General features: G+C 71.2%; 29 protein-coding genes and 3 pseudogenes. 11 read left to right on the top strand and 21 right to left on the bottom strand.

Going from position 1 to position 26,583, the window contains the following annotated elements; all coding sequences use genetic code 11:
• Window positions 1–119 precede the first annotated feature (119 nt).
• Complete coding sequence (gene panD, locus ABFY07_RS00605; protein ID WP_076971705.1) at window positions 120–545, top strand: aspartate 1-decarboxylase; 426 nt, start codon at window positions 120–122, stop codon at window positions 543–545.
• 53 nt (window positions 546–598) lie between these two features.
• On the opposite strand, the gene ABFY07_RS00600 is transcribed toward panD, so the two are convergent.
• The 6 genes and pseudogenes from ABFY07_RS00600 to rpmG form a co-directional block, all read right to left on the bottom strand.
• Window positions 599–1,357, bottom strand: a complete 759-nt coding sequence (locus ABFY07_RS00600) for a TIGR03943 family putative permease subunit (protein WP_346172846.1) — start codon at window positions 1,355–1,357, stop codon at window positions 599–601.
• Window positions 1,354–2,439: a permease gene (locus ABFY07_RS00595; protein ID WP_346172490.1), complete on the bottom strand. Its 1,086-nt coding sequence runs from the start codon at window positions 2,437–2,439 to the stop codon at window positions 1,354–1,356. The genes ABFY07_RS00600 and ABFY07_RS00595 overlap by 4 nt, the downstream gene beginning before the upstream one ends.
• Before the next feature lie 73 nt (window positions 2,440–2,512).
• Window positions 2,513–2,656, bottom strand: a pseudogene (gene rpsR, locus ABFY07_RS00590) (30S ribosomal protein S18); the annotation flags it as partial.
• 1 nt (window position 2,657) lies between these two features.
• Window positions 2,658–3,152: pseudogene (locus ABFY07_RS00585) on the bottom strand (cobalamin biosynthesis protein CobW); the annotation flags it as partial.
• A complete protein-coding gene (locus tag ABFY07_RS00580; protein WP_076971710.1) occupies window positions 3,149–3,406 on the bottom strand; it encodes a type B 50S ribosomal protein L31 in 258 nt (85 codons plus the stop codon). The pseudogene ABFY07_RS00585 and the gene ABFY07_RS00580, both read right to left, overlap by 4 nt.
• A 5-nt stretch (window positions 3,407–3,411) precedes the next feature.
• Entirely contained in the window at window positions 3,412–3,576 is a 165-nt protein-coding gene (gene rpmG / locus ABFY07_RS00575; RefSeq protein ID WP_346172489.1) for a 50S ribosomal protein L33, read from the bottom strand.
• Between the two features lie 97 nt (window positions 3,577–3,673).
• Between rpmG and rpmB the strand changes: the two genes are divergently transcribed.
• Both rpmB and rpsN read left to right on the top strand, forming a co-directional pair.
• On the top strand, window positions 3,674–3,910 hold the full coding sequence (gene rpmB / locus ABFY07_RS00570; protein ID WP_346172488.1) for a 50S ribosomal protein L28: 237 nt from the start codon (window positions 3,674–3,676) through the stop codon (window positions 3,908–3,910).
• Complete coding sequence (gene rpsN / locus ABFY07_RS00565; protein ID WP_346172487.1) at window positions 3,910–4,215, top strand: 30S ribosomal protein S14; 306 nt, start codon at window positions 3,910–3,912, stop codon at window positions 4,213–4,215. Before rpmB ends, rpsN begins: the two co-directional genes overlap by 1 nt.
• Before the next feature lie 10 nt (window positions 4,216–4,225).
• Here the strand turns inward: rpsN and ABFY07_RS00560 are convergent, their stop codons facing one another.
• The gene (locus ABFY07_RS00560; protein ID WP_346172845.1) at window positions 4,226–5,335 is read right to left on the bottom strand and encodes an epoxide hydrolase family protein; all 1,110 of its coding nucleotides are present in this window, start codon (window positions 5,333–5,335) and stop codon (window positions 4,226–4,228) included.
• A gap of 98 nt (window positions 5,336–5,433) precedes the next feature.
• On the opposite strand from ABFY07_RS00560, the gene ABFY07_RS00555 reads away from it, so the two are divergent.
• Window positions 5,434–5,910: a MarR family winged helix-turn-helix transcriptional regulator gene (locus ABFY07_RS00555; RefSeq protein ID WP_346172486.1), complete on the top strand. Its 477-nt coding sequence runs from the start codon at window positions 5,434–5,436 to the stop codon at window positions 5,908–5,910.
• Window positions 5,911–5,954: 44 nt separating this feature from the next.
• On the opposite strand, the gene ABFY07_RS00550 is transcribed toward ABFY07_RS00555, so the two are convergent.
• Together ABFY07_RS00550 and ABFY07_RS00545 are read right to left on the bottom strand one after the other, a co-directional pair.
• Window positions 5,955–6,617, bottom strand: coding sequence for a response regulator (locus ABFY07_RS00550; RefSeq protein WP_346172485.1), 663 nt, complete (start codon window positions 6,615–6,617; stop codon window positions 5,955–5,957).
• Complete coding sequence (locus tag ABFY07_RS00545) at window positions 6,614–7,741, bottom strand: sensor histidine kinase (RefSeq protein WP_346172484.1); 1,128 nt, start codon at window positions 7,739–7,741, stop codon at window positions 6,614–6,616. Before ABFY07_RS00545 ends, ABFY07_RS00550 begins: the two co-directional genes overlap by 4 nt.
• A 217-nt stretch (window positions 7,742–7,958) precedes the next feature.
• Between ABFY07_RS00545 and ABFY07_RS00540 the strand changes: the two genes are divergently transcribed.
• Window positions 7,959–8,381: a DUF6223 family protein gene (locus ABFY07_RS00540; RefSeq protein ID WP_346172483.1), complete on the top strand. Its 423-nt coding sequence runs from the start codon at window positions 7,959–7,961 to the stop codon at window positions 8,379–8,381.
• A gap of 12 nt (window positions 8,382–8,393) precedes the next feature.
• On the opposite strand, the pseudogene ABFY07_RS00535 reads toward ABFY07_RS00540, so the two are convergent.
• A pseudogene (locus ABFY07_RS00535) lies at window positions 8,394–8,831 on the bottom strand (MerR family transcriptional regulator); the annotation flags it as partial.
• 115 nt (window positions 8,832–8,946) lie between these two features.
• Here ABFY07_RS00535 and ABFY07_RS00530 point away from each other — a divergent pair.
• Together ABFY07_RS00530 and ABFY07_RS00525 are read left to right on the top strand one after the other, a co-directional pair.
• A complete protein-coding gene (locus ABFY07_RS00530) occupies window positions 8,947–9,996 on the top strand; it encodes an aldo/keto reductase (RefSeq protein WP_346172482.1) in 1,050 nt (349 codons plus the stop codon).
• A gap of 111 nt (window positions 9,997–10,107) precedes the next feature.
• Window positions 10,108–10,632 carry a hypothetical protein gene (locus tag ABFY07_RS00525; protein ID WP_346172481.1) on the top strand — a complete coding sequence of 175 codons (525 nt, stop codon included), beginning with the start codon at window positions 10,108–10,110 and terminating at the stop codon, window positions 10,630–10,632.
• Here ABFY07_RS00525 and ABFY07_RS00520 read toward each other — a convergent pair.
• Together ABFY07_RS00520 and ABFY07_RS00515 are read right to left on the bottom strand one after the other, a co-directional pair.
• Window positions 10,599–11,054: a cyclic nucleotide-binding domain-containing protein gene (locus ABFY07_RS00520; RefSeq protein ID WP_346172480.1), complete on the bottom strand. Its 456-nt coding sequence runs from the start codon at window positions 11,052–11,054 to the stop codon at window positions 10,599–10,601. The two genes, ABFY07_RS00525 and ABFY07_RS00520, sit on opposite strands and share 34 nt — an antisense overlap.
• A gap of 136 nt (window positions 11,055–11,190) precedes the next feature.
• Window positions 11,191–11,688, bottom strand: a complete 498-nt coding sequence (locus ABFY07_RS00515; protein ID WP_076971723.1) for a hypothetical protein — start codon at window positions 11,686–11,688, stop codon at window positions 11,191–11,193.
• 380 nt (window positions 11,689–12,068) lie between these two features.
• On the opposite strand from ABFY07_RS00515, the gene ctaD reads away from it, so the two are divergent.
• From ctaD to ABFY07_RS00500, 3 genes are all read left to right on the top strand, one after another.
• On the top strand, window positions 12,069–13,787 hold the full coding sequence (gene ctaD / locus ABFY07_RS00510) for an aa3-type cytochrome oxidase subunit I (RefSeq protein WP_346172844.1): 1,719 nt from the start codon (window positions 12,069–12,071) through the stop codon (window positions 13,785–13,787).
• 3 nt (window positions 13,788–13,790) lie between these two features.
• Window positions 13,791–14,318 (top strand): hypothetical protein, encoded by a 528-nt coding sequence (locus ABFY07_RS00505; RefSeq protein WP_346172479.1) that lies wholly within the window; start codon window positions 13,791–13,793, stop codon window positions 14,316–14,318.
• Window positions 14,319–14,491: 173 nt separating this feature from the next.
• On the top strand, window positions 14,492–15,697 hold the full coding sequence (locus ABFY07_RS00500) for a globin domain-containing protein (RefSeq protein ID WP_346172478.1): 1,206 nt from the start codon (window positions 14,492–14,494) through the stop codon (window positions 15,695–15,697).
• Window positions 15,698–15,899: 202 nt separating this feature from the next.
• On the opposite strand, the gene ABFY07_RS00495 is transcribed toward ABFY07_RS00500, so the two are convergent.
• The 6 genes from ABFY07_RS00495 to ABFY07_RS00470 all read right to left on the bottom strand — a co-directional run bounded on the left by ABFY07_RS00495 (window position 15,900) and on the right by ABFY07_RS00470 (window position 22,397).
• Window positions 15,900–16,322, bottom strand: a complete 423-nt coding sequence (locus ABFY07_RS00495) for a pyridoxamine 5'-phosphate oxidase family protein (protein ID WP_346172477.1) — start codon at window positions 16,320–16,322, stop codon at window positions 15,900–15,902.
• A gap of 91 nt (window positions 16,323–16,413) precedes the next feature.
• Window positions 16,414–17,826: a glucoamylase family protein gene (locus ABFY07_RS00490; RefSeq protein ID WP_346172476.1), complete on the bottom strand. Its 1,413-nt coding sequence runs from the start codon at window positions 17,824–17,826 to the stop codon at window positions 16,414–16,416.
• Between the two features lie 150 nt (window positions 17,827–17,976).
• Window positions 17,977–19,179, bottom strand: coding sequence for a glycoside hydrolase family 1 protein (locus ABFY07_RS00485; RefSeq protein WP_346172475.1), 1,203 nt, complete (start codon window positions 19,177–19,179; stop codon window positions 17,977–17,979).
• 109 nt (window positions 19,180–19,288) lie between these two features.
• Window positions 19,289–20,158, bottom strand: coding sequence for a carbohydrate ABC transporter permease (locus ABFY07_RS00480; protein ID WP_346172474.1), 870 nt, complete (start codon window positions 20,156–20,158; stop codon window positions 19,289–19,291).
• The gene (locus ABFY07_RS00475; protein WP_346172473.1) at window positions 20,155–21,147 is read right to left on the bottom strand and encodes a carbohydrate ABC transporter permease; all 993 of its coding nucleotides are present in this window, start codon (window positions 21,145–21,147) and stop codon (window positions 20,155–20,157) included. Before ABFY07_RS00475 ends, ABFY07_RS00480 begins: the two co-directional genes overlap by 4 nt.
• A gap of 5 nt (window positions 21,148–21,152) precedes the next feature.
• Window positions 21,153–22,397, bottom strand: a complete 1,245-nt coding sequence (locus ABFY07_RS00470; protein ID WP_346172472.1) for a sugar ABC transporter substrate-binding protein — start codon at window positions 22,395–22,397, stop codon at window positions 21,153–21,155.
• Window positions 22,398–22,583: 186 nt separating this feature from the next.
• On the opposite strand from ABFY07_RS00470, the gene ABFY07_RS00465 reads away from it, so the two are divergent.
• Window positions 22,584–23,558, top strand: coding sequence for an acetylxylan esterase (locus ABFY07_RS00465; RefSeq protein ID WP_346172471.1), 975 nt, complete (start codon window positions 22,584–22,586; stop codon window positions 23,556–23,558).
• Between the two features lie 61 nt (window positions 23,559–23,619).
• Here ABFY07_RS00465 and ABFY07_RS00460 read toward each other — a convergent pair whose 3' ends face one another.
• From ABFY07_RS00460 to ABFY07_RS00450, 3 genes are all read right to left on the bottom strand, one after another.
• Complete coding sequence (locus ABFY07_RS00460) at window positions 23,620–24,714, bottom strand: LacI family DNA-binding transcriptional regulator (RefSeq protein ID WP_346172470.1); 1,095 nt, start codon at window positions 24,712–24,714, stop codon at window positions 23,620–23,622.
• 61 nt (window positions 24,715–24,775) lie between these two features.
• Window positions 24,776–25,480: an ABC transporter ATP-binding protein gene (locus ABFY07_RS00455; RefSeq protein ID WP_346172469.1), complete on the bottom strand. Its 705-nt coding sequence runs from the start codon at window positions 25,478–25,480 to the stop codon at window positions 24,776–24,778.
• Window positions 25,477–26,565 (bottom strand): ABC transporter permease, encoded by a 1,089-nt coding sequence (locus ABFY07_RS00450; protein ID WP_346172843.1) that lies wholly within the window; start codon window positions 26,563–26,565, stop codon window positions 25,477–25,479. Before ABFY07_RS00450 ends, ABFY07_RS00455 begins: the two co-directional genes overlap by 4 nt.
• Window positions 26,566–26,583 lie beyond the last annotated feature (18 nt).

Genomic DNA, 26,583 nt, shown 5'->3' with positions numbered 1-26,583 from the left:
CATCCTGTCGGTCCGTTCCTGGCGGTGCCGACAGGGCCGACCGGGACGATTATCATCAGGGCCGTCGGCGCGAACCCCGCCAGGGGACGCGACCATGCACATAACCGAAAGGTGGCGCCGTGTTGCGCACCATGCTCAAGTCGAAGATTCACCGGGCCACGGTGACCGAGGCCGACCTGCACTACGTGGGATCGGTGACGATCGACGCCGACCTCATGGAGGCGGCCGACCTGCTTCCCGGTGAGCTGGTTCACATCGTGGACATCACCAACGGAGCCCGTCTGGAGACCTATGTCATCGAAGGGCTCAGGGGCTCGGGAGTCATCGGCATCAACGGGGCGGCAGCACATCTCGTGCACCCCGGCGACCTCGTCATCCTGATCAGCTACGTTCAGATCGAGGATGCCGAGGCCCCGCGCCTGCGCCCACGGATCGTCCATGTGGACGAGCACAACCGCATCGTCGGGCTCGGCTCCGATGCCACCGAGCCGGTGCCCGGTACCGATGGCGGCGTCCGTAGCCCCAGCGCGACGGTGTCCCGCTGAGACTCCAGCCGGGCACCCCACCGCGCGCGGGCTCCGGGCCGGGCGTGCGCGGCTCACGGTCGAGTCACGTCGTGGTAAGGGTCCTTCGGCGTGGGGACCCGTCGGACGGCGGTGGCGTCCAGGGCCGGGCTCGCGTCGTCGGTGCCGACCTTTCCGGTGGGGTGCCAGGTGCCGGTGACGGCCACCCAGGCGTCGGCGGGCGGGGCGGTGGCCCCGTGCACCCGTACCTTGCGCACCCGGGCGTCGGCGGCGCAGCAGCTGATGACCAGGCGGCTGACGTACCAGGTGCCGTGGCGGCCGGGTGTGACGAATCCGGTGAGGCGGACGGTGTGGCCCTTGAGGGTGCCGCCGGTGTCCCAGACCGCGCGGGAGCTGAAGTCGTTCAGCGACATCTCGACCACCTCTCCGCTCGGCAGGGCGGGGAAGAGGGTGTCGCCGGGAGCGGAGGCGGGGGCCTTCGGGGCCTCGGCGTCACCGCGTGAGGCGGTGTACGAGCCGAGGGCGGGCGGCGCCAGGAACAGGATGGTCAGGGCCGGGACGTACAGCAGCCAGGCGACCTTCGGACCGCCCGCGTGACCGTGCCCGTGGTGATGCCCGTGGCTGTGCGCGCCGTTCGGGCGGGGACGGTCGAAGGGGAAGCCGTCGCGGGCCGCGCTGACCGCGCCGAGCGCGATGAGCAGCACGCCCGAGGCGATGAGCGCGGGCCGGAGACCAGCGCGCACATAGCGCAGGTACAGATCCGTCAGCAGACAGATGTGCAGCAGACCGACGCCGAGGAAGAGGAGCAGCAGCACCTGGAGGTTGCGCTTCACAGCAGCCACCACCCCACCAGCCCACTGCACAGCACCGCCGTGACCCAGGTGGCCGACGAGAAACGCAGGGCGAAGGCGCGCCCGAAGGTGCCCGCCTGCAGAGTGATCAGCTTGAGGTCGACCATGGGGCCGACGACCATGAAGGCGAGCCGGGCGGTGGGCGAGAACCCGGTGAGGGAGGCGGCGACGAACGCGTCGGCCTCCGAGCACACCGCGAGGATCACCGCGAGCAGCCCCAGCGCGGGCAGCGACAGCCACAGCGAGTCGGAGAAGGCCCGCAGTACGGAGTGCGGCACCGCGACGTTGAACGTGGCCGCGGCCGCCGCGCCCACCACCAGGAACCCCCCGGCGTGCAGGAAGTCGTGCTGGAGCGAGACCCGGAACTCCTCCGCGCGGCTCGCGCGGGGGGTGTGCCCGGTGGGCCGCTTGGGCAGGCGCAGCCATTCCTCCCTGCCGAGGCGTATCCACAGCCAGCCCATGGCGACGGAGGTGAGCAGTGAGGCGATCAGACGGGCGACGACCATCTGCGGGTTGCCGGGGAAGGCCACATAGGTGGCGACGAGGACGATCGGGTTGATGGCCGGGGCCGACAGCAGGAAGGCCAGCGCCGCCGCCGGGGCCACCCCCCGCCGCATCAGGCTGCCGGCCACCGGTACCGACGCGCATTCGCATCCGGGCAGCACCGCCCCGGCGGCGCCCGCCACGGGTACGGCGAGCACGGGGTTGCGCGGCAGCACCCGGGTGAACACCCACGCCGGTACGAACGCGCTGATCGCGGCCGAGACCAGGGTGCCGAGCAGCAGGAACGGCACCCCCTGGATGACGATCGCGGTGAACACCGTCCGCCACGCCGCCACCGCACGCCCCTCGAGCGCGGCGGTGATCTCGGGCCCGAACAGGACGGCGAGACCGCCGAGCAGCACCACCGGGAGGCCGGCGAGCAGCGCGTGAGCGGTGACGCGTAACGCCGCGCGCAGCCCGTCGGCCCCGTCTTTCCGGTCCGCTCCGGCCGGGGGCCGGGCCAGCGCCCGACTGTCGCCGCCCGCGCGCGGCGGCGGCGTCATGTCGACCTCACTGTCCATTCGGCTCCTCGTACGGCTGTTCGTCACTGCGGCGTCCGGGCTCACCCTAGCGGTGGCAGACAGCCTCCGCGGCCTAGCGGGAGCTGTAGGGCAGCAGGGCCATCTCGCGGGCGTTCTTGATCGCGCGAGCTATCTGGCGCTGCTGTTGGCGGGTCACATGGGTGACCCGGCGGCTGCGGATCTTTCCGCGGTCGGAGATGAACTTCCTCAGCAGGTCGGGCCGGCGTCTCGACATCGAATCCGCCGAGCAGGGCCGGCCCCAGGGCACCCTGGCCGAGTCGTACGTGCCGTGCGCCCGGAGTGAGTTGGGCCAGCACGGCGCGGTCCGCGGTGGCCACCCCGGTGAGTGCCAGGGGCGCGCCCTCGGCCGCGATGAGTTCGGCCATGGCCTGGGGCTCGACCGAGTCCCACAGCTCCACGACGGCGAGCCGGTGGCCGCCCCCCGCGGCGGGCCGCAGCAGTTCGGGGACGAGGTCCGCACGCAGCGCGCAGCAGGCGCAGTCGTTGGTCAGGGGCGCCTCGCCGCTGTCGAGCGGCCCTGTGGCATCGCGTACGGTGCGGCGCACGGAGCGGTCGGTGGCGCCCGACAGGTCGTGGTGCAGGGCGACGGAGCCGGGCACCGTGCGCAGGATCTCCTCGACGGCGGAGCGCCGGGCGTCGGTGTGGAGGCCGGCGACGATCGCGACGGGCAGTGGGGGCTCGCCCGTGTTCATCGGTCCCTCTGTCCGCGTCCGTAGCGCCGCTCGAAGCGCTCGACCCGGCCCGCGGTGTCCAGGACGCGCTGGGTGCCGGTGTAGAAGGGGTGGCTCGCCGAGGAGATCTCGACGTCGATGACCGGGTAGGTGTTGCCGTCCTCCCACTCCACGGTCTTGTCGCTGGTGGCGGTGGAGCGGGTGAGGAAGGCGAAGTCGGCGGACCGGTCGCGGAAGACGACCGGCCGGTACTCGGGGTGGATGCCGGGCTTCATGGCGATCAGCGCTCCTCTCGGAAGTCGACGTGGCGGCCGGCGACCGGGTCGTACTTGTGCAAGGTCAGCCGGTCGGGGTCGTTCCGCCGGTTCTTGCGGGTCACATAGGTGTAGCCGGTGCCGGCCGTGGACCTCAGCTTGATGATCGGGCGTAGTTCGTTCCGTGCCATGCACGACACCATACATTGAGTTGGTTTTCATTTTCATCTGGGTGGTACGGTGCTGCCGCCTCGGAGACCACGCGAAACACGAGAAACAGGAGGAGCGATGTCCGCCCACTGCCAACTCACCGGACGCCAACCCGGCTTCGGCAACCACATCTCCCACTCCCACCGCCGCACCAAGCGCCGGTTCGACCCGAACATCCAGCGCAAGCGCTACTGGCTGCCGAGCGAGGGCCGCCACATCCGGCTCACCCTCAGCGCCAAGGCCGTCAAGACCGTCGACGCGATCGGCATCGAGGCCGCCGTGGCCCGCATCCGCGCCCGGGGGGAGAAGGTCTGATGGCCAAGAAAAGCAAGATCGCCAAGAACGAGCGGCGGCGCGCGATCGTGGCCCGCCACGCCACGCGCCGCGCCGAGCTCAAGGCGGTCATCGCCGACCCCCGGACCCCCGTCGAGCAACGCCTCGACGCCCAGCGCGAACTCCGCCGGCAGCCCCGCGACGCCAGCGCCACCCGCGTACGCAACCGGGACTCCATCGACGGCCGCCCCCGCGGCCATCTGCGCGCCTTCGGACTGTCCCGCATCCGACTGCGCGAGATGGCACACGCGGGCGAGCTTCCGGGGGTGACCAAGAGCAGCTGGTGAGCCGGCCGGCTCAGCGGGTGGCGGCCCGCCTGCCGTGCTCGACGCGGGTGAGGAAGAAGTCCCGGACATCCCGCGCGAGCAGCTCGGGCACCTCCATCGCGGCGAAGTGGCCGCCGCGCTCGAACTCCGACCAGTGCCGGATGTCGTACAGCCGCTCGGCCAGCGGTCGCACCGACTGCGTGATGTCGTGGGCGAACACCGCCACGCCCACCGGCACCGGGCACGGCAGGGGCCGCCCCCGCGGAGCGTCGCGGTGCAGCCGTGCCGAGGACGCCGCGGTGGCGGTCAGCCAGTACAGGGAGATGTCGGTGAGCATCCGGTCGTCGCTGATCCGCGAGCGCGGGTCGGTCCAGTGGGCGAAGCGCTCGGCTATCCAGACCAGTTGGCCGACCGGCGAGTCGGTCAGCGCGTAGCCGATGGTCTGGGGGGTGAGGGCCTGAAGGGCCTGGTACGGCGGACGGTTCGCCATCAGCTGCCTGACCTTGTCCAGTCGGGCCTCGTCCACCTCGGACAGTTCGACGCCGGCGTCCGGGTCCGGCCGGGTCGGCAGGTAGTTGACGTGGACCCCCACGACCTGCTCGGGTGCCACCGCGCCGAGCGCCAGTGAGATGCCCGCGCCGAAGTCACCGCCCTGCGCGCCGTAGCGCTCGTAGCCGAGACGGCGCATCAGCTCGGCCCAGGCCCGCGCGACCCGGACGGCGTCCCAGCCGCGCTCATGGGTCGGACCGGAGAAGCCGTAGCCCGGGATGGACGGGATCACCAGGTGGAAGTCGCGGGACAGCGGCTCGATCACATCGAGGAACTCCAGGAACGACCCGGGCCAGCCGTGGGTGAGGATCAGCGCGAGCGCGTCCTGCTTCGGGGACCGGACGTGGACGAAGTGGATGTTCTGGCCGTCGATCTCGGTGGTGAAGTGCGGAAGCTCGTTGAGCTCGGCCTCATGCGCGCGCCAGTCGTAGCCGGTGCGCCAGTACTCGGCGAGCTCCTTCAGCCGCGCCAGCGGGAAGCCGTAGTCCCATCCGGCGTCCGCGACCTCGTTGGGCCAGCGGGTGCGGGAGAGGCGGTCGGCCAGGTCGTCGAGGTCGGCCTGGGGGATGTCGATGCGGAACGGCTTGATCATTGTCATCACTCCGGCGTAATTCGTTCGGGCACTAAACGTTCGTGCCACTAACGAAGGTAGACTGTTAGTGGAACTAACGCAAGATGGTGGAGGACCCCATGAGCCCGACCCCCGAACCCGCCCCGGCCCGGCTGCGCACCATCCCCAGCCGTCTGCTCGCCGGGGCCGCGGCCGTCGCCGACCGGCTCGTCAGTGAGCGCCTGGCCGCCGAAGGCGCCCACAGGTGGCACTTCGCCGTCCTGGTCGCCCTCGCCGAGGCCGGCCCGGCCAGCCAGGCCGAACTCAGCCGCCGCACCGGCATCTACCGCAGCGACATGGTCGCCGTCCTCAACGAGCTCGGCGACGGCGCGTGCGTCCGCCGCGAGGCCGACCCCACCGACCGCCGCCGCAACGTCATCACCCTCACCCCCACCGGCCGCCGCCGCCTGGAGCTCCTCGATACGCTCATCGCGGACGCCCAGCGCGAACTCCTCGCCCCCCTCACCTCGGCCCAGCAGGGCGAACTGATCCGCCTGCTCACCGCCCTGACCGAGCACCACCACCCCGCGCACCCGCGCCCGCGCGACACGCGATAGCCCATCCCCCGCCCGCGGCCCGGCCTGGCGCGAGCACGGTGGTGTCAGAAGCGACGCGGGGCCACCAGGCCGGATTCGTAGGCGAGCACCACGAGTTGGGCCCGGTCCCGGGCATGGAGCTTGGCCATGGCGCGGTTGATGTGGGTCTTCGCCGTCATCGGGGTGATCACCATGCGGCCGGCGATCTCCTCGTTGGACAGGCCCTGCGCCACCAGGGCCACGGCCTCGCGTTCGCGGCCGGTCAGCTCCTCCAGTCCCTTTCCCGTGCCGTTGCCGAGCGGCTGGGTGACATATCTGTTGATCAGCTTGCGGGTGATCATCGGTGCCAGGAGGGCATCGCCGCGGGCCGCGACCCGTACGGCGTGCAGGAAGTCGTCCGGCACGATGTCCTTGACGAGGAAGCCGGCGGCGCCGGCGCGCAGGGCGTTGAAGACGTATTCGTCCAGGCCGTAGTTGGTCAGGATGACGACATGCACCTCGGCCAGGGCAGGGTCCGCGGCGATGAGCCGGGTCGCCTCGATGCCGTCGACGACCGGCATCCGGATGTCGATGAGAGCCACGTCGGGAAGGTACTCCCGGGCCAGATCCAGGCCCTCCTTCCCGTCGGCGGCCTCGGCCACCACCTCGATGTCCTCTTCGAGATCGAGGAGCGCGCGGAAGCCACTGCGGATGAGCGGCTGGTCGTCGACCAGCAGGACACGGATCATGACGGCTGGTCCACGGGGAGTTCGGCCCGGACGGTGAAGCCGCCCTCGCCACGCGGTTCCGCACGCAGCCGGCCGCCGAGGGCGGTGACGCGTTCACGCATGCCCAGCAGGCCGAGGCCGGGGGTGGGGGCGGTGGCCGGGGTCGCCTTGCCGTCGTCGTCGACGCGTATGACGAGGACATCCGGGCGGCAGTCGATCCGGACCGACGCCGTGGCGGAGCCCGCGTGACGAGCGATGTTGGTCAGCGACTCCTGAACGATCCGGTAGACCGTCCGGTCAACCGCGGCCGACACATCCTGTCGTTGCCCCTCGATCATCAGCGTCGCGTCCAGGCCGATGGTACGGGCCCGCTCCACCAGCTCCGGGACGTCGTCGAGCCCACGCGGCGGGGTCGTGTCGTCGTCGCGCAGTGCCTCCAGCGTCGCGCGCAGTTCCCGGGCGGCCTCACGTCCGGCCTCCTGGATGGCCAACAGGGCCTCGGGGACGTCCTCGCCACGTTTGCGGGCCACGTGCACGGCGACTTCGGCCTGCACCTTGATGACCGAGATCTGATGGGTGAGCGAATCGTGCAGTTCCCGCGCGATACGCAGCCGCTCCTCGTCGGCCCGGCGCCGCGCCGTCTCCTCCCGGGTGCGCTCGGCCTCGTCCGCCCGCCGTTCGGCCTGCCGCAGCGCCTCGCCCGCGGCTCCGGCCGCGATCAGCCAGGCCATCTCGAGGGCGCCGCGGGCCCGGGCGAACGCCTCTCCTGTGTCGTGCAGGCCCGAGGCCAGGGCCGCGAGCGGGAGAGCGGCCAGCACCACCACGCTCGCCGCCACCGTGGCCACGTGTCGTCCCGCCCGCACCGCCGCGTAGACGGCGAAAAGGTAGGCGACGGCAGGCACATCGAAACCGGCCGCCTGATATCCCACCGCGCTCAGCCCGGTGACGACCAGGACGGGAACCGGGGCCCGGCGGCGCGCGACCAGCACCAGCGCGCCGACCACCAGCAGTGCGAGCCCCAGCAGGTCGAGGCTCGTCGTGGAGTGCTGTCCGGACACCCCGGTGACCAGCAGCACCACCGCCAAGCAGACGGCGATCGCCCAGTCCAGGACACCGGTCCGGACGGGGAACCGTCCTGTACTCATGCGCGCACCCTAGCCGGATGTCCGCGCCGGCGACTCCTGCGCGCGGATGATCGGGGAGCTACCGCGCACGCGGTACTTCCGCGGCTCCTGCGGCATCCGCGGCAGCCGCTACGGCAGCGGCGGCAGCGCGCATTGTCCGCGTCCGCACGACGACCCCCGGTGGGTCCGGCGGACATGATCAGTCGATGTCCCAGGCCGAGAGGAAAAGGAGCACCTCATGTCTGTCCGACCTGTACTCGCCGTGGCCGCCGCGGCTCTCGTCACCGTCGCCGTGCTTGCCGAACCGGCTGCCGCGCACACCGCGGTCCAGCCGACCGCCGCCGGCGTGTACACCCTGAGCGCCGGGCGGCTGGGCGCCATCGTGGCCGCGCTGCTGGCGCTGACCGGTGTGTGCATCGGTGGGCTGGCACTGGCCCGCTCCGCCGGTCGTATCCGTACCGGCCCCGGGCGCCGGGGAGCCATGACGGCGCTCGCGGCAGGGCTGACCGGCACGGCCCTCGGCGGGCTGGTGGCGGCCACCGCCTCAGGTGGCCTCGGCACCGGCAACGGGCTGGGCGGCGCTCTCGTGGCCCTGGTACTGGGGCTGACCGGCACGGCCCTCGGTGGGCTGGCCATGACACGCGCCCGCCGCACCGGCTGACCGCGTGAGCGGCGGCGTGCGTTCGTCGTCGGGCGAAGCGGACGGGGCGTGACACGGGCGGGCGGCGCTGCCCTGGTCGACAAGGTCCTCATACACCGCGACCTTGAACCTGATCAGGTCCAGGGACTCGTTGAGCCTGCCGATCTGGCTGATCACGTTCTCCTGGTGCTCGCGCATGAGCTCGAGCCGTTCCCGCTCGTTACCGGCGCCTTCTCTGACGAGGTCGGCGTATCGGCGAAGCGTGGGCAGGGGCATGCCCGAGGCGCGGAGAATGATGCAGACGGTCAGCCAGTTCACGTCGTCCTCGCTGTAGACGCGGCGCCCGCCGGGCCCGCGTCGCACGGCGTTGACGAAGAGGCCCTCGCGCTCGTAGAAGCGCAGCGCGTGCACGCTCAACCCGGTGCGTTCGGCGATCTGTCCGATGCTCAGACGTGCGGTGATCTCAGCCATGCCGGCCAGGGTACGGGGGTTGATCTAGAGCCGGGTCTAGTTCCTAGGGTGCCTCGTGCGATCGACGCCTCGGTCGCTCCGCGCAATCGATTGACCTAGGTAAGGGAGCATCCCCATGCGCTATCGCGCCCTCGGCAGAACCGGTATCGAGGTCAGTGTCCACTGCCTGGGGACCATGATGTTCCAGGATGGCTTCAACCCCGATCACGAGGACTGTGTCCGCATCATCCACGCCGCCCTCGACCAGGGGATCAACTTCGTCGACACCGCCGACATGTACGGACAGGGCGAGTCCGAGGAGATCGTGGGGAAGGCGCTGCGGGGGCGCCGTGACGATGTCGTACTCGCCACCAAGGTCCACTTTCAGATGGGCGAGGGCCGCAACCGCAGTGGCAACTCGCGGCGCTGGATCCTCAAGGCGGTCGAGGACAGCCTCAGGCGCCTGAACACCGACTGGATCGACCTCTACCAGGTCCATCTTCCGGACCCCTCCACGGACATCGAGGAGACGCTCTCGGTGCTCAGCGACCTCGTGCGCCAGGGAAAGATCCGCGCCTTCGGCTGCTCGAACTTCCCGCCCGAGGAGATCGTGGAAGCACACCACGTCTCCGAGCTGCGCGGCCTCGGGCGCTTCCGCACCGCCCAGCCGCCCTACTCGATTCTGGCCCGTGGGATCGAGGCCTCGCTCCTGCCCGTCTGCGAGCGCTACGGAATGGGGGTGCTGGTCTGGAGCCCGCTCGCCTTCGGATTCCTCACCGGCAAGCACCGCAAGGGCCGGCCCGTCGACCTGACGGCCGGCCGTGCCGCGCTCCGCCCGGCGTTCTTCGATCCCGCGATCGCCGAGAACACCGCCAAGCTCGACGCCGTGGAACAGCTCATCGAGCTCGCGACGGACATCGGCTGCACCCTCCCGCAACTCGCCGTGGCCTTCACCGTGGCCCACCCCGCCGTCACCTCGGCGATCATCGGACCGCGGACCATGCGGCAGCTCGAGGACCTGCTCGAGGGCGCCGCGCTCACCCTGGACGACGCGACCCTCGACCGGATCGACGCCATCGTGCCGCCCGGGGTGAACCGGTACAACCCCAGCACGGCTTTCCCTCCGCGCGCACTGACCGACACCGCCCTGCGGCGCCGTCCACTCGCCGAACGCGCCGCGGCCTGAGACGTGGGGCGGAGCGGATCGCACCCCCTCGACCACGGTTGTCGCCGTCTCTCCCCGGGCACGGCAGGATTCCTTCTGCACGAGCGCATCGGGGCCTGAAGGGATCAGCGGATGGCGGGTGAGGACGGCGCCGGCCGGGAACCGGCCGGGTTCGAGGTGGCTACCGGCACCGGTGCGCTCCCTGCGGGGAGCGCACGGGAGCGGGCGGCCGCGGTGCGGGTGGCGTTCGAGGGGTTGCTGCAGATCCGGCGGCTGATGAACACCGGGGCCGCTGCCCCTGAGGGCGTGCCCGCCGATTGGGAACGGCGCCGGCCCGTGCGCGCCGTGGCCCTCGCTCTGGAGGCCGCCGGGATCCCGCCGTCCGCCACCGATCCCGAGGGCCGCCGCATCGCCACCGGATACCGCGTCCGCGCGGCCGACCGGGCCGGTGTCGTACGGGTCGAGTGGCTGGGTCCGCCGGGAAGCGGTGCCGCGTACGCGGCCCATGACGCGTTGCAAGGCTGTGTGGCCGCACTGCGCCGACTGGGCTGGGAGGCCCTGGAGTACCGGGGGCCACGCGGCCGCCGCCATCTCGAGGTCGAACCCGCCGGCCCACCGCCCGCTCAGACGACGCTGCCGGCGCCGTACGGGGCGTAGAGGTCCAGCAGCCGGGTCCTGGCGGAACGCAGGCGGTGGGCGAGCACCTCGCCGACCCACTGGGTGACGGCCTGGCCGAGGACCGGGTCGTCCTGGCACATGAGACGGACAGTCGTGGCGTCGAATTCGTAGGCGCGCAGCGGCGTGGTCGCCGTGGCGCCCAGGTGCCAGACGTGCGGCGCGAACAGCCAGGACCAGCCGATGAGCTCGTTCGGGCCCAGCGTCTCTATGACGGCGGCCCGCCGACCGGGCACGTACGTGTCGAGCTCGACCGAGCCGCTGCGGATGATCCAGAACCGCTCCGCGCGGGCACCCTCGTTGAACAGGCGCGTTCCCGGGGGGAAGGACACCTCCCGGGCGAAGCGCATCAGCCGTCCCCGGTGAGCGGCGGGAAGCGCGCGCAGCATGGTAGGGGTGTTCATGGCCTGCCTCTCGAATGGGGTCCGGAACCTTTCGCACTCAGCGTGCGCCGGAGGGCCGGGTCCGGCCCAGGGGCCATCCGGTCCCTGCGGGGGGCCGCCCGGCCCCGGGCCGCGAAGGGCGCGAGGCGCTGGACGGTCATCGTGGTTCCCGGCACACCGGCCCGTGCGCGGCCCCCCGTGGCCAGATCACCTCGACATCGACCCCGTGACTGCGCGCGTACGCCACCAGATGCGCCGTGGCGTCCCGGCCGGTGGACGGCGAGCCATCCCAGATCGCGAAGACGCGGGCGCAGTTGCGCAGCAAGTTCTCGTCCATGCTCACACACGCGCCGCGGTCCCCGGGGTCGTACTCCGCCAGTTTCACCTCCTCCGAGAGCAGGAGCAGTTCACCGGCGGCCTTGCGGTCGAGCTCGCCCAAGGGCGCGGGAGCCCCGTTCCGCGTCGGCAAGACCGTCACCAGGGCCAGGCCCGCCTTACGGGCGGCCCTTCCGAACGCCACCGGCAGCCCTTTGCCGGCGCGGACCAGACCGGCTCCGCCCGCGCGAGCCCACTCGGCCAGCCGCGAGCATAGTTCCTCCTCCGCCCAATCGAGCGTCGACGCGCTGAGATCGGGATGCCCTACGACGGCGATCACCCCTGACCGTCCCTTCTCCTTACCGACCACTGGCCTGATCGATCCTGTCCGGGCCCGGCCACGGTGGGCCAGAGCCGAGCGGGGACGCGGATAGGGACGGAAAGCCCTTGTGGAGGCGGACATCCGACCCCGCCGCGGCGAAGAGGGGTCGATGGACCCCGTCGGATGGCCGTTCCGGGGCTCTTCGGCCCTATCCGCCCCGGGTCCCCCGCTGGTGATCATGAGGCGGCGGCCGGGAAGGGCCGGGTCCACACCCGCGCCCGCGGCACTTTCCCGGTTCGTCGTTGCGCCGTCGCAGAAGGGGAGGACACCGTCCGGTGGACGAGAAGCAGCAACAGCAGAGGGGGACCGCGCCTCCTGGGGAGGTATCGGCGGCCTCCATGGCCGGGGGGCCGCCCGGGGGGACATCCGGAGGAACACCCGGGGGGATCTCCGGGCGGACGGCATCCACGGCACCGACAGCACCGGCGGCACCGGCGGCACCGGCGGCGAGCGAACGGCCGTCGTGGACGGACTGGCTGACGACCACCGACCACAAGAAGATCGGGACGCTGTATCTGGTCACCGCGTTCGCGTTCTTCATCGTCGGCGGGGTGATGGCACTGCTGATGCGCGCCGAACTCGCCCGGCCGGGGACGCAGATGATGACGAACGAGCAGTTCAACCAGGCGTTCACCATGCACGGCTCGATCATGCTGCTGATGTTCGCCATGCCGCTGTTCACCGGCTTCGCCAACTGGATCATGCCGCTGCAGATCGGTGCGCCGGACGTGGCGTTTCCCCGGCTGAACATGCTCGCGTACTGGCTTTTCCTTTTCGGCTCCTTGATCGCGGCGTTCGGTTTTCTGACCCCGGGCGGGGCCGCGGACTTCGGCTGGTTCCTGTACGCCCCGCTCTCGGATGCCACGCACTCGCCGGGCCCGGGCGCCGACATGTGGATCATGGGGGTGGCGCTGTCCGGCTTCGGCAGCATCCTCGGCGCGGTCAACTTCATCACCACGATCATCTGCATGCGCGCCCCGGGGATGACGATGTTCCGCACGCCGATCTTCACGTGGAACGTGCTGCTGACCGCGCTGCTGGTCCTGATGGTCTTCCCGGTGCTGGCGGCGGCGCTCTTCGCGCTGGAGGTGGACCGCAAGTTCGGCGCCCACATCTTCGACGCCGCCAACGGCGGGGCGCTGCTCTGGCAGCACCTCTTCTGGTTCTTCGGCCATCCGGAGGTCTACATCCTGGCGCTGCCGTTCTTCGGCATCGTCTCCGAGGTCACCCCGGTCTTCAGCCGCAAGCCGATGTTCGGCTACGTGGGCCTGATCGGGGCGACGATCGCGATCGCCGGGCTGAGCGTGACGGTGTGGGCGCACCACATGTACGTCACCGGCGGTGTGCTGCTGCCGTTCTTCTCCTTCATGACGTTCCTGATCGCGGTCCCGACCGGGGTGAAGTTCTTCAACTGGATCGGCACGATGTGGAAGGGATCGCTGTCCTTCGAGACGCCGATGCTGTGGACGACCGGCTTCCTGGTCACGTTCGTCTTCGGCGGACTGACCGGGGTCATCCTGGCCTCGCCACCGATGGACTTCCACCTCTCCGACTCGTACTTCGTCGTGGCCCACTTCCACTACACGGTCTTCGGCACGGTCGTGTACGCGATGTTCGCCGGATTCCACTTCTGGTGGCCGAAGTTCACCGGCAAGATGCTCGACGAACGCCTCGGAAAGATCACCTTCTGGACGCTCACAGTGGGCTTCCACACCACGTTCCTGGTCCAGCACTGGCTGGGCGCCGAGGGGATGCCCCGCCGCTACGCCGACTACCTGGCGGCCGACGGCTTCACCGCCTTGAACACGGTCTCGACGATCGGCTCGTTCCTGTTGGGCCTGTCGATCCTGCCCTTCTTCTACAACGTCTGGAAGACCGCCAAATACGGCAAGAGGGTCGAGGTCGACGACCCGTGGGGCTACGGCCGCTCGCTGGAGTGGGCGACCTCCTGCCCGCCGCCCCGCCACAACTTCGTCCGGCTCCCTCGCATCCGCAGCGAGTCCCCGGCGTTCGACCTGCACCATCCGGAGTTGGCCGCGCCCGAGGCGGGGAGGTAGCCGATGTCCCACGCCGTTCTCGCCCTCGGGGCCGCGACGGTGACCGCGTCCGGCTGCGTCTGGTATCTGCCGGCGCTCGCCGACCTGCGTGCGGGAGCCGACCGGCCCCTCTCCCACCACCGGGCCGCGGTGACCTGCCTCAGCGGCTGGGCCACCACGGGGGTCGTCGCGGTCCTGCTGCTCGTCGCCGAAGCGTGGTGGATACCGTCCGCCGCGGCTGCGGCCGGGGCCGCCGTCACGGTGGGCTTTCGGATACGCGCGGCGGAGCAGCGCCGCCGGGAGAGCCGGGAGACCGCACGCCACTGGGCGCGGCTGCGCCTGCGGCAGTCCCCGCCCGACACCGGGCGTGGCCGCTGTGTCGTGGCCGCCCTCATCGGCTTCGGTCTGGCCGCCGCGGCGGCCACGACGGCGTGGCGGGTGGCCGCGGGGCCCGAGGACGGCGGGGACTGGCTGGTGATCGCCACCGTGCCCGCGGGGGTCGTCGCGCTGTTCCTGGCCCTCGCGTTCGTCTCGGCCCGGAGGCTCCGGTGACGGGCCTCACGCCGGTCCGGCCCGAAGGGCCCCTGCGCCCCGGGAGGTTCGGCCCTATGGGACACCCCGATGCCACCGGCACGATCGATGTGCCGGTCGGATCCACACGACAGGCCCCTGCTGTGGCGGTGAGCGCCGTCCGCCCCACGGGTCCGCACTGCAAAAGGAGAGCCATGCTTTCGCTTGAGTCGGCCGCTGTCATTCGCGCCACCCTGCCCGCGGTGGGCGGGGCCCTGGACGACATCACGGCGCGTTTCTACGGCACCATGTTCGCCGAGCAGCCGCAGTTGCTGGACGGGCTGTTCAATCGCGGCAATCAGGCCAGCGGCGAGCAGCGGAAGGCGCTGGCGGGATCGATCGCGGCCTTCGCCCAGGCGCTGCTGGACGACCCCGACACCTCCCCCGACGCGCTGTTGTCCCGGATCGCCCACAAGCACGCCGCGCTCGGGGTGACCGAGGACCAGTACACGATCGTCCACAAATACCTCTTCCGCGCCATCGGCGACGTGCTGGGCGAGGCCCTCACCCCGGAGGCGGCGGCCGCCTGGGACGAGGTGTACTGGCTGATGGCCGGGGCCCTCATCGCCCAGGAGGCCCGCCTCTACCAGAAGGCCGAGGTCGACCCCCGGCACCCGTGGCGGCAGTGGACCGTCGTGGAACGACGGGAGGAGACCCCGGACGTGGCCTCCTTCCTGCTGCGCCCGGCCGATGACGGCCCCCTGCCTCCCGCGCGCGCCGGTCAGTACGTCAGTGTCCGTGTGCTGATGCCCGACGGCATCCACCAGACCCGCCAGTACACCCTGTCCAGCGCCCCCGGAGACGGGCTGCGCCGCATCACCGTCAAGCGCGTGGCGGGCGTCGCCGACGCCCCCGAGGGCGAGGTGTCCAACCAACTGCACCGCACCGTCCGGGCCGGAGGGGAACTCACCCTGTCGGCCCCGTTCGGAGACGTGGTCCTCGACGACGCCGGCACCCCGCTCGTCCTGGTGTCCGCCGGCATCGGCTGCACCCCCATGGTCGCCATGCTCGAACACCTCGCCGCCACCGCCTCGGCCCGCCCGGTCCTCGTCCTGCACGCCGATCGCGCTCCGGCCGACCACGCCCTGCGCACCGACACCCGCCGTCTCGTGGCGCAGCTGCCCGACGCGCGAGCGCAGTTCTGGTACGAACGGGACGCGGACGGGGAAGCCGGTGCTCGCCCGGGCCTGATGAACCTCGAAGGCCTGGACCTGCCCCTCGACGCCGACGTGTACCTGTGCGGTGCGCTCCCCTTCATGCGCGCCGTCCGCGCCCGACTGCTCCAGGCCGGTATCCCGCCGCGCCGCATCCGCTACGAGGTCTTCGGCCCCGACCTGTGGCTGGCCCACACCGAAGGCTGAAACACCCGGCCGCATGCCCAAGGCGGGTCTTCACCGGCCCGCCTTCCGGGCTGCCTCCGTCCGCCCCACCCCTGTGTACGCCGTGCCCGCGCGGCCCCGTCGTGGAGCGCCCACGAGCCGCGGGAGGCCGGCCGCCCGCGGGCCCGGGCCCGCGGGTGTGCGCTCAGGGCAGCGGTGCACGGCGTGCGCACCCCGCTCGCCGTCAGTCCGTGCCGCGCGTGCCGGTGATCTCCCGGCCGGTGACCATCTCGGAATCGATGCGGACGAAGACGTCATCGTGGGTGACCACCCAGGAGTGCGGGCCGGTCCGCGACAGCCGTTCGTGTTCGGCCGGGTGGGTGACCACCGTGGCCCGGCCGGTGACGACGACGCTCCACCCGGAGCGGGTGGCGGGGTCGAAGTCGTCGGCCTCGAAGGCCACCACGACCCCGTCGATGGCGCGGACGAGACCCGAGCCCGCCGAGGTGCGCAGCAGCACGGAGGAGTCCGTGTCCAGGGAGAAGTTGACCGGGAGCACGGCAGGCAGCGCCTGCCGGGTGTACACGACACGGCCGACCGGCACCTTGGCCAACAGGCGCAGGCACTCCTGCCGATCGAGCACGCGAAAGCCATCATTGCGGAACATCAGTCCATGGTGCCTCCGCCGGCCCGGCCGCTGTTAGGGCCGTACGGACCCTCTCCCTTGCCGGCAGGTCCTCCGTGCAGGCCACTCGTGCTCAGATGCTGAAGCGCTCCTTACGGAGGAGCGGACGTATCCGGGACGCGAAGCCGCCCGTGCGGAAGGGGCGTTGCAGGAGGCCGGGCCGCACGTGCTGGGCCAGCGCGGCGGCGATCATGCCCTGGTCGAGGGCGAGGACGAAGTCGCTGACGCGGCCCGTCCTGACGTTGACCGAGTCGCGGAAGCCGTACCGGTCGTCGTAGGCGCCGAAGTCCCGTGCGAGGGCCTGCAGATTGGCGACGGCCGCGCCCCTGGCCTGCGGGAGGGCCAGGAAGGAGGCGTGCGGGGTGACGACGCCGAGGGAGGTGTAGCCGTCCTGCTGCATGCCGATGGCGTCGACACCGTACTCGCGGTAGCCGCCCTCGGGAATGTTCGCGGGGGAAAAGCCCCAGTAGCCGTACCGCTCCTCCGTCAGGCCGTGTTCGATCTGGCTGCGCACATAGCGCTGGTGTGTCACGCCCCAGGAGGTCGGGGACCACTCCGGCTCGGGCACGAACAGGGGGACCATCAGCGCCTCGAACATCGACCCGCCCCAGGTGGGGACGAGCTTGCGACCGCGGTAGGTGTAGTGGCCCTGCCAGACCCGGACGCCGTCGACGGTGGCGTACGAGCCGTCGGGCTCCTGTTCCTGGCCCATGCCCGGCAGCAGGGTGCGGAAGAGGTGCCAGTAGTGCTCAGCGGGCAGGGAGCCGTCGGCGATCCCGAGGTAGCTCGCCATGCGGGGCTCGGTGTTCAGGGCGCCGTAGTGGTGGCCGGTGGGCTCCCCCTTGCCGGGCTTGTCCGGCCAGAACCCGCCGCGCAGCTGGCCGGGGCCGGTCACGGGGTCGGCGGGGTCGTAGGGCGTGTAGTAGTAGGACCAGTCGGCGGCGTCGAGCAGCCGCGCGATGCGGGGGCGCAGCGTCGGATCGGCATCGGCGGCGATCTTGAGGCCGGTGACGAGCCAGGCGTTGTCGACGGTGGACAGGAACGGGCGGACCGGGTCCCCGGTCTCCGGCCAGGTCGTGAGGACCGACCCGTTGTGCGCGTCGTACCAGTTGAACCAGAAGCCGTGGGCCCGCTCGAGTTTCTCCACCGCCGTGACCATGCGCGTCAGCTCGTGGTGCATGGTGGCGCCGGAGATCACGCCGAGTCCGCCCGCGGCGGCCGTGGACCACAGCCCGCACCCGATGTTCGTCGGCGAGGTCTGCCGTGAGGGGACGGGCGTGCCCGTGCCGGTCACGTCGGCCTTGTCGGCGGTCAGGCCGAAGTCGGTGGTCATGGCCGCGATCGAGCGGTACGTCGAGGCGAACCAGGTCCCCAGCAACTCGGTGTCCGCGGTGGTCAGGGGCGCGTCGGCCCGGGCCGCGGGGGCTCCGGCGCAGACGGTTGCGGCTCCCGCGGTGGCGGCGGTGAGGAAGGTGCGACGGTTCATGCGGGTCCAACTCCTGGAGACGGACAGGCGGGACGAGCGAGGTCGGCGCGTGTGGCGCGCGAGCGGGCACGGGAGCCGATGGGGGTCAGGGGCCCACCGGCTCCCGCGTTCAGGGGAGGGCTCGGCCGCGCCGGGCCCATGAGGGGCGGACTATTCGGTGACGCGCGGTAGCTCGCGGCTGCGGCCGAGGCCGCCGAGCCAGACGGCGGAAGGCTTGGCGGTGCGTTCGAAGGTGACGGGGTCGACCGCGATGAGGCCGAAGGTCGGCTTGTAGGAGCCCCACTCGTAGTTGTCCAGGGCGCTCCAGGCGAGGTAGCCGTGGACATTGAGACCGTCCTCGAGCGCGGCGGCGACCTCGCTGAGAGCACCGGTGTAGTAGTCGACACGGCGGGTGTCGTCGTCGGTCGCGATGCCGTTCTCGGTGACGATCAGCGGCATGTCGGGGCCGATGACCTCGGCGGTGTGGCGGAGCGCGTGGCCGACGGCGGCCGGGTAGTACTCCCACTGCGTGAGCGTGCGCTCGGCGTCCGGGGGCGCGGGAATGGGGCCCTCCGCACCGATCTTCGTGCGCGTGTAGGACTGGACGCCGATCCAGTCGTCGCCCCGCGCGGCCTCGATGAACACGTCCTCGCGGGGGTGGCGGTAGGCGGCGGTGAGCTCGTCGGCGCCGGGCAGCGCCTGGTACACCTGGTTGGCGATGGTCCAGCCGACCTGGATGTCCGGGTTGATCGCGCGGACCGCCTCGACCGCGGCGCGGTGGGCGGCGATGACGGCGTGGGTGGTCTCCTCGTCGGGCGTGGGGAGCCCGGCGGGCGGGAAGCCCTGGTCGCCGGCCTTGGCGGCGCCCGCCATCACGGCGATCATGTTGGGTTCGTTGATGGTGCACACATGGCGGACCCCTTCGGCGATGACCGGCGCGCACCCCTCGACGTACCGGGCGAAGAGTTCCACCGCGCCGTCGGCCGTCCAGCCGCCGAGGTCCTCGAACCACCGCGGCACGGTGAAGTGGTGCAGCGTCACCATGGGGCGCAGGCCACGCGCCAGGGCGCCCTCGACCATCCGCCGGTAGTGGGCTGTCTCGGCCCGGGAGAAGGTGCCGGGGACCGGTTCGATGCGGGCCCACTCGATGCTGAAGCGGTAGTCGGTGAAGCCGAGTCGGGCGAGCAGGTCCATGTCCTGCTCCCAGCGGTGGTAGCTGTCGCAGGCGTCCAGGCTCGGCTCCTGGATCCTGGCCGCGGGGTCGTGTTCCCTGCGCCACCAGTCGCTGTTGACGTTGTTGCCCTCGATCTGGTGTGCGGCGGTGGATGCGCCCCACAGGAAGCCGTCGGGGAAACGCGTCGTCGTCTGGGTCATCGTCCGTTGTGTCCTTCTGGTGTGTGCGGAGCCGGGCCCGTCTCGCGGGTCCGGGCGGGCCGGAGGAGGGTGGCCCGGCGCCCGGTGGGAGGTGGGGGCGGCGCGCCGGCTACTTCATGCCGGCGGTCGCGATGCCCTGGGTGAAGTGGCGCTGCAGCACCGCGAAGACGAGCAGTACGGGCAGGATGACCAGCAGGGAGCCCGCCATCAGCATGCCGTTGCCACCGCCCACCGTGCGGTTGGGGTCGTTGGCGAAGGTGGCCAGGGCGACGGGAAGCGTGTACTTGTCGGGATCGTTGGTGGCGATCAGCGGCCAGATGAAGTTGTTCCAGGAACCGAGGAACGTGAAGATCGTCAGCGTCGCCAGGGCAGGCTTGACCAGCGGTAGCACGATGCGCCAGAAGATGTACCACTCGCCGGCGCCGTCGATCCGGGCCGCCTCGAGGAGTTCGTCGGGGATGGACTGCATGAACTGCCGCATCAGGAAGACCCCGAAGGCGCTCGCGGCGAAGGGCAGGACGAGTCCGGCGTACGTGTCGATGAGGCTGAGCTTGTTCATCAGCACGTACAGGGGCAGGATCATCAGGTTGCCCGGCACCATCAGCGCGGCGAGGACGATCCCGAAGACCTTGGAGCGGCCGGAGAAGCGCAGCTTCGCCAGGGCGTAGCCGATCATCGAGCAGAACAGCAGGTTGCTGACGGTCACGAGCACGGCCACGACCAGCGAGTTCACAAAGTAGCGCGGCATGTCCAACTGGTCGAGCAGCGCGCTGAAGTTGCTCAGGGTCCACTCGGACGGGAGCCACACCGGGGGGCTGGCCGTCAGGTCCTTCTTCGTCTTGAACGCGGACAGCGCCATCCAGAGGAAGGGCGCGGCCATCACCAGCAGTCCCAGTGAGGCAACGGCGTACAGCAACGGCCCGCGGAAGCGGCGTTCGTGGGACTTCGTGGTCCGGACGGACGCGGGGTGGGCGCTCATCGGGTGTTGTCCTTCAGCAGACGGAGCTGGAGCGCCGTGACACCCATGATCACGACGAAGAGCACATACGCCATCGCGCTCGCATAGCCCATGTGGAAGAAGTTGAAGCCCTCGCGGTACATGTCCAGGGAGACGGTCATCGTGGCGTTCGAAGGCCCGCCCTGGGTCATGACGAAGGGTTCCTCGAAGACGTTGAGGTAGCCGATGGTGGTGATGACCGTGGCGTAGAGCATGGTCGGCCGCAGCAGCGGGACGGTGATCCGGCGCAGCTCCTGCCAGGCTCCCGCGCCGTCGAGCCGCGCGGCCTCCCGCACCTCGGTGGGGATCGCCTGCAGGCCCGCGATGAACAGCACCATGACGGTGCCGAGGTTGCGCCAGACGGCCATGGCGATCAGCGACGGCATCGCCCAGGTCTCCGAGCCGAGGAAGTCGGGTGCGGTCATGCCGAGTTCGGAGGCGATGCCGGAGACCAGGCCGTCCGAGGGGTCGAGCACGAAGCGCCAGACCACGGCCACCGCGACGATGGTGGTGACCACGGGAGCGTAGAAGCCGACGCGGAAGAAGGTCCGGGCCCGGTCGATTCCGTTGTTGAGCAGAAGGGCGACCAGCAGCCCCAGCAGGATGGTCAGCGGGACCCCGGCGACCACGAAACAGGCGGTGTTGAACAGCGCCGTGCGGAACGTGTCGTCCTCGAAGAGGTTCCGGTAGTTGTCGAGGCCGACGAACTCGGCCTCCAGCGGGCGGGTCACGTCGCGCGCCCCGAAGTCGGTGAAGCTCATGAGGAGCGTCGCGACGATGGGGAAGAGCATGAAGACGCCGAACAGCACCAGGAAGGGGGTGGAGAACAGCCAGCCGGCCAGGTTCCGCCGCCCTCCGGGGCTGCGGCCCGCGCCCCGCCCCGGCTTCCCCGTCGAGACCTCGGCGATGGGCGGCCTCGGTGTCTTCGCTGCGGCCGCGCCACCCGCGGCCGGTCCGGTGGTGAGGGACATGGCGGCTACTTCACGAGGCCTTGGATCTGGGACTGTGCCTTGTCCAGGGCCTCCTTGGCGGAGGACTTGCCCTGGGTGACCGACTCGATGGCGGTGTCGACCTTCGAGGTGATCTCGGTCGACTTCAGCTGGACCGGGGCGGCCTTCGCGGTCTCCAACTGCTTGCGCCACACCGCCAGGCCGGGGTCGGTGGCCAACTTCCCGCTCTTCCACGCCTCGGTGTTGGCGGGCAGGTCACGGGTGCGGTCGTACCAGTCGGCCTGACCCTTGGGGTCGGTGAGGTACTGGATGAACTTCCGGGCCGCGGCCTTGTGGCTGCTGTCCGCGGAGACGGCCAGGCTGGATCCGCCGGCCATCGACACCGAGGCCTTGTCGACCGGTACGTTGGCCACGCCCCACTTGCCCTTGAGATCCGGATAGTTGTCGTCCAGCAGACCCATGATCCAGGGGCCGCCGAAGAACATCGGGACGGATCCCTTGTTGAAGTCCTTCGTCACGTCGTATCCGGGACGTACCGACTTCTCGCTCAGGCCCTTCCTGAAGTAACTGCCGTAGTTCTCCAAGGCCTTGACGGCCTCGGGGCTGTTGACGACGGCCTTGCCGTCCTCGCTGACGATCTCGCCACCGGCCGAGTAGAGAAACGGGTAGAAGCTCTGGACGGTGTCCAGGCCGCCCGGCTGGATGGACAGACCCCACTTGGTGCCGGCCCTGCTCTGGTACGCCTCGGCCATCGCCCGCAGGTCGGCCATGGTGGCGGGGGGCTTGTCGATCCCGGCCTTCTCGGCGAGATCGGTGCGGTAGAAGAGGACACGGGTGTCGACGTACCACGGCACCCCGTACGTCTTCCCGTCGACCGTGCTCTGCTTCCACGCGGCCGGGAAGAAGTCCCCCTCCTTGAAGACCTTGGTGTCCACCGGCTCCAGGACGCCCATGTCGGCGAACTCGCCCATGTAGCTCCCGCCCATCTGCACGATGTCGGGAAGTCTGCCCGCGGCGGCCGCCGCGACCAGCTTCTGGTGGGCCACGTCCCAGCCGACCGGGGTCACCTTGAGGGTGATGTTGGTGTTCGCCTTCTCGTACGCCTTCGCGACATCGGCGAGCTTCTCGCCCTCTGTGCCCATGGCCCAGACCGTCAGGGTCTGCTTGTCGCCCGCGGCGACATCGCCCCCGCCGGAGCCACCACATGCGGTGAGAGTGAGAGCAGACGCCAGCGCAAGGGCCCATGAAACGGTTCTGGCGGCGTGGTGCATGGGCTGCTCCTCCTCGAGCGTTCCTGATGTATGCGCTGCCTGTAAGCGCATACATCACTGTGTGGCAACCACTCCGGAATGTGCAAGAGGGGCTCTGATCACACTCCCGTAACACCCCGGGAAGGGCCTCGGATCCACCCTCTTCGCGTGGCGAAGGGCCGACCGAGGGTGATCTAGGATCACCGCATGCCGCGCTTCGTGCACGATTTCCCTTTCGACCCGTCGTACGGGTGGACACTCGACGAACTGCTGCGGATCGCGGCCCCCGCCGCCCCCGTCGGCTTCGACAGCTTCTGGCGCGCCCGATACGAGGCGGCTCGCCGGGTCGAGCCGGAGCCCCGCGTCGGCGCCCTCGTCGAGGAGCGCGACGGCGTGCGGATCCTCGACGTGTCCTACACCTCGACGGGCGGCCGGTGCGGCGGCTGGCTGGTCCTGCCCGCCGACGGTGCGCCGGTGCGCCACGGTTTCGTGATCGGCCACGGCTACGGCGGTCGCGACCAGGCCGGTCCCGACGTCCCCCTTCCCCTGCCCGCCTCCGCGGCGATCCTGCCGTGCGTGTCCGGCATGCCGGTCAAGGGGCTGCGCCCGGGGGTGCCGAGCGTCGCCGATGAGCATGTGGTGCACGGCATCGACTCGCGCGACGGCTACATCATCGGCGACTGCGTCGCGGACCTGTGGTGCGCGGCCTCGGCGCTGATCGAGCTGGTCCCGGCGCTCTCCGGCCGCGGACTCGGATATCTCGGCGAGAGCTTCGGCGGCGGGCTGGGCGCTCTCGCGCTGCCGTGGGACGAGCGCTTCGCGGCGGCGCGGCTACGGCTGCCCACCTTCGGCAACCACCCGCTGCGCCTGACGCTTCCGTGCGTCGGCAGCGGCGAGGCCGTGCGCCGCCACCACCGGGAGCACCCCGGCGTCCTCGATGTCCTCGCCTACTACGACGCGGCCACCGCCGCCACGCGGACCACCGCCCCGGTGCTGGTCGCCCCCGCCCTCCGCGATCCGGCCGTACCGCCGCCGGGCCAGTTCGCGGTGTACAACGCGCTCTCCGGGCCACGCGAACTGCACGTCCTCCAGGCCGGCCATGTCGCCTACGACGGGGCGGATTCCGAGGCACAGGCGCTGCGGGCGGCCACGGCGGAGTTCTTCGCCACGCACCTGGCATGACATCGGCGGAACACGCCGACGCGCCGCCCACGCCACGGACCGGCCGAGCCGGCGCGCCACGTCAGCGGACGCCCGGTTTCCCGCCCTCCCCCTCGCCGCACCCGCAGCTGCCGCGGCGCACGACCGTCACGGGGAGCATCAGTGACACCGGCTCCGCGTCGCGGGCGCCGCTCAGCCGCTTCACCAACAGGTCCACCGCCGCCTCCCCCAGGCGCACCATGGGCTGACGGACCGTGGTCAGCGCCGGGCGCACCAGACGGCTGAGGGGAATGCCGTCGAAGCCGGTCACCACCACGTCGTCCGGAACCCGGAGGCCTCGCTGCTCCAGCGTGTGCAGGGCCCCGACGGCCATCTGGTCATTGGCGAACACCAGGGCCTGGGGGCGCTCGCCGTCCCGGGCGCACAACACGTCCGCGGCGCGCGCGCCCTCGGCCTGCGTCATCATCCCCACCCGCAGGTCGGGCTCGTCGCCGACCTCCACTCCCCCGGCCCGGCAGGCGGCGAGATACCCGCGGAAACGGGCCTCCACGTCCGGCGACTCCTCCGCGGAGCCGATGTAGGCGAGGCGGCGCAGGCCATGGTCCTCGATGAGGTGGCGGGTCAGTTCCCTCTGACCGTCGAAATTGGCCACCTCGACGTGGTCCAAGTGGTCCAAGTGGTCGTCGCCTTCGCGGGGCCCGGCCAGCATCACCACCGGCTGACGGCGGGAGATCACCTCCAGCTCCTCGGTCGGCACCGTACGGGCGAGCACCGCGAAACCGTCGACGCGCCCGGCGACCTTGGCCACCAGGCTCTCCGGCCCTCCCTCGAGGGACGCGGCGATCAGCAGCGCGTAACCGTGGCGGCGCGCGGCCCGCTCCATGCCGCGGATGATCTGATCGGAATAGAGCATGGCCGGGTCCTCGTCCTCCGCCTCGCCCGCCTCCGCGTCCGGGTCCGAGTAGTCCGGGAAGCAGAGGCCGAGGATGCCGGTGGAACGGCTGGCGAGCCCACGGGCGTTGCCACTGGGCACGTAACCGAGTTCCCGGGCCGCCGCCAGCACCCGCTCCCGCGTCGGGGCGCGGACGGCGTCGGGGTTGCGGTAGACCCGGGACACGGTCGCGATGGAGACCCCGGACCGTTCGGCGACGTCGTACACCGTGGGGGCAGCGCTCACGTAAAAGGACTCCCGAAGTGGCTTGGTATGCGCGCGCATACGGATTGTAAGCGCATTCACTCTAGGCTTCGGTCCCCCGAGTGGCAAGGTCGCCCCTCTGGAGACGGAGGCGTCCGTCGTGGACTTCGGCGATCCGGTCGACGGCGGTCAGGTGGGTGCGGTCGTGGGTGACCAGGACGGTGGCGGTGGCCCGCTGGTGGGTGAGGCGGGTGATCAGGTCGATGACGGCGGCCCCGCGTTCGTGGTCGAGTGCGCTGGTGGGCTCGTCGATCAGCAGAACGGTGGGGTCGTTCATCAGGGCGCGGGCGATGTTCACGCGCTGGCGCTGGCCGCCGGAGAGCTGGTGGGGGCGGCGGTGCGCGTGGTCGGCGAGGCCGACGGCGTCGAGCAGTTCCATGGCCCGGCCGCGGGCCCTGGCCGCGGGGCGGCCGCCGATGTGGGCCATGACCTGGAGTTGTTCGGCCGCCGTGAGGGAGGGCAGCAGATTGGGCTGCTGGAAGACGATACCGATCGCGCGGCGGCGCAGGCCGGTGAGTTCGCCGCGGGTCATGCCGGTGGTGCTGGTGCCGTCGATGGTGACGGTGCCGGCGTCGGGGCCGATGAGGGTGGCGGCGACGGCCAGCAGGCTGGATTTGCCGGAGCCGGAGGGGCCGACCACGGCGGTCAGGCTGCCCCGGGGCGCGTCCAGGGTGACACGGTCGAGAGCGGTCAGACGGGAGTCGCCGTCGGGGTAGGTGAGGGTGATGTCGGTCAGGTTCAGGCTCATCGGGCGCTCCCCAGGGCGGTCAGCGGATCGACGGAGGTGATGCGGCGGATGGACAGCGCGGCCCCGAGCGCGCCGAGCAGGATGATCACGGCGGCCGGCACGAGGACGGTGGCGGGGGTGAGGACGAAGGGCACCGCCGAGTCGGCGACGGCGGCGCCGACGCCGACCGCGATGCCGGTGCCGAGCAGGGTGCCGCCGACGAGCAGGACGGCGGCCTGGCCGAGGGCGTCCTTCAGGACGTGGGCGGTGGCCGCGCCCAGGGCCTTGAGGACGGCGATGTCACCGCTGCGCTGGATGGTCCAGACGGTGAAGAAGGCGCCGACGACCAGCGCCGAGATGGCGAACAGGAAGCCCCGCATGAGCTGCAGGGAGCCGTTCTCGGAGGCGTAGGAGCCGATCGCGGACAGCGAGTCCTCCCTGGAGACGGTTTTGGTGCCCGCGGCCCGGTCGGCCGCCGTCAGGTCGGCGCCGGAGGCCGTGTCCAGGGCGATCACGGTCGCGGTCGGGCCGTCGCCGTCGCCGGTGGGCGGCGCGGCCTTCCGCCAGACGTCGAGGCTGGTCCAGATGACGGGGGTGTGGCTGAAGTAGGCGTCGCCCCGCACGGCGGCCACCGTCAGCCGCTGCCCGGTCAGGGTGACGCTGTCGCCGGGCTTCAGACCGAGGTCGTCGGCGGCCGGGGCCGACAGCACCACCGCGTGATCGTCGATCTTGTCGCTGTCCGGGGCGAGACGGGAGCCGGGCTGGACGCCGAAGGCGGAGACCCCGGCGCTGATGCCACCGGCGGTCGCCCTGGTGGTGGCGATGCCCAGCGGTTCGGCCCTGGTGACGCCGGGTGTCCGCGCCCACCGCCGCCACTGCTTCTCGGTGACGGTGGAGTCGGCGTACGACAGGTCCTGCCCGTCGGCGGGAGCCGCGAAGGCGATCCGGTCGGCGGGCAGACCGGTGATCGCGGAGACGTTCTGCCTGCTCAGCCCGGCGATCAGCCCGGACAGGAGACCGACAAGCAGGGTGATCAGCACGATGACGGTGGCCATCAGGGCGAAGCGCCCCTTGGCGAACTTCAGGTCTCTCCAGGCGACGAACACGGCCTTGGCCTGCCCTTT

Origin of the sequence: Streptomyces sparsogenes subsp. cuspidosporus (assembly GCF_039532705.1) — a bacterium.
GTDB classification, from domain to species: domain Bacteria; phylum Actinomycetota; class Actinomycetes; order Streptomycetales; family Streptomycetaceae; genus Streptomyces; species Streptomyces sparsogenes.
Note: the sequence above shows the minus strand (reverse complement) of the source record. Positions and strands in the feature narration are given on the sequence as shown.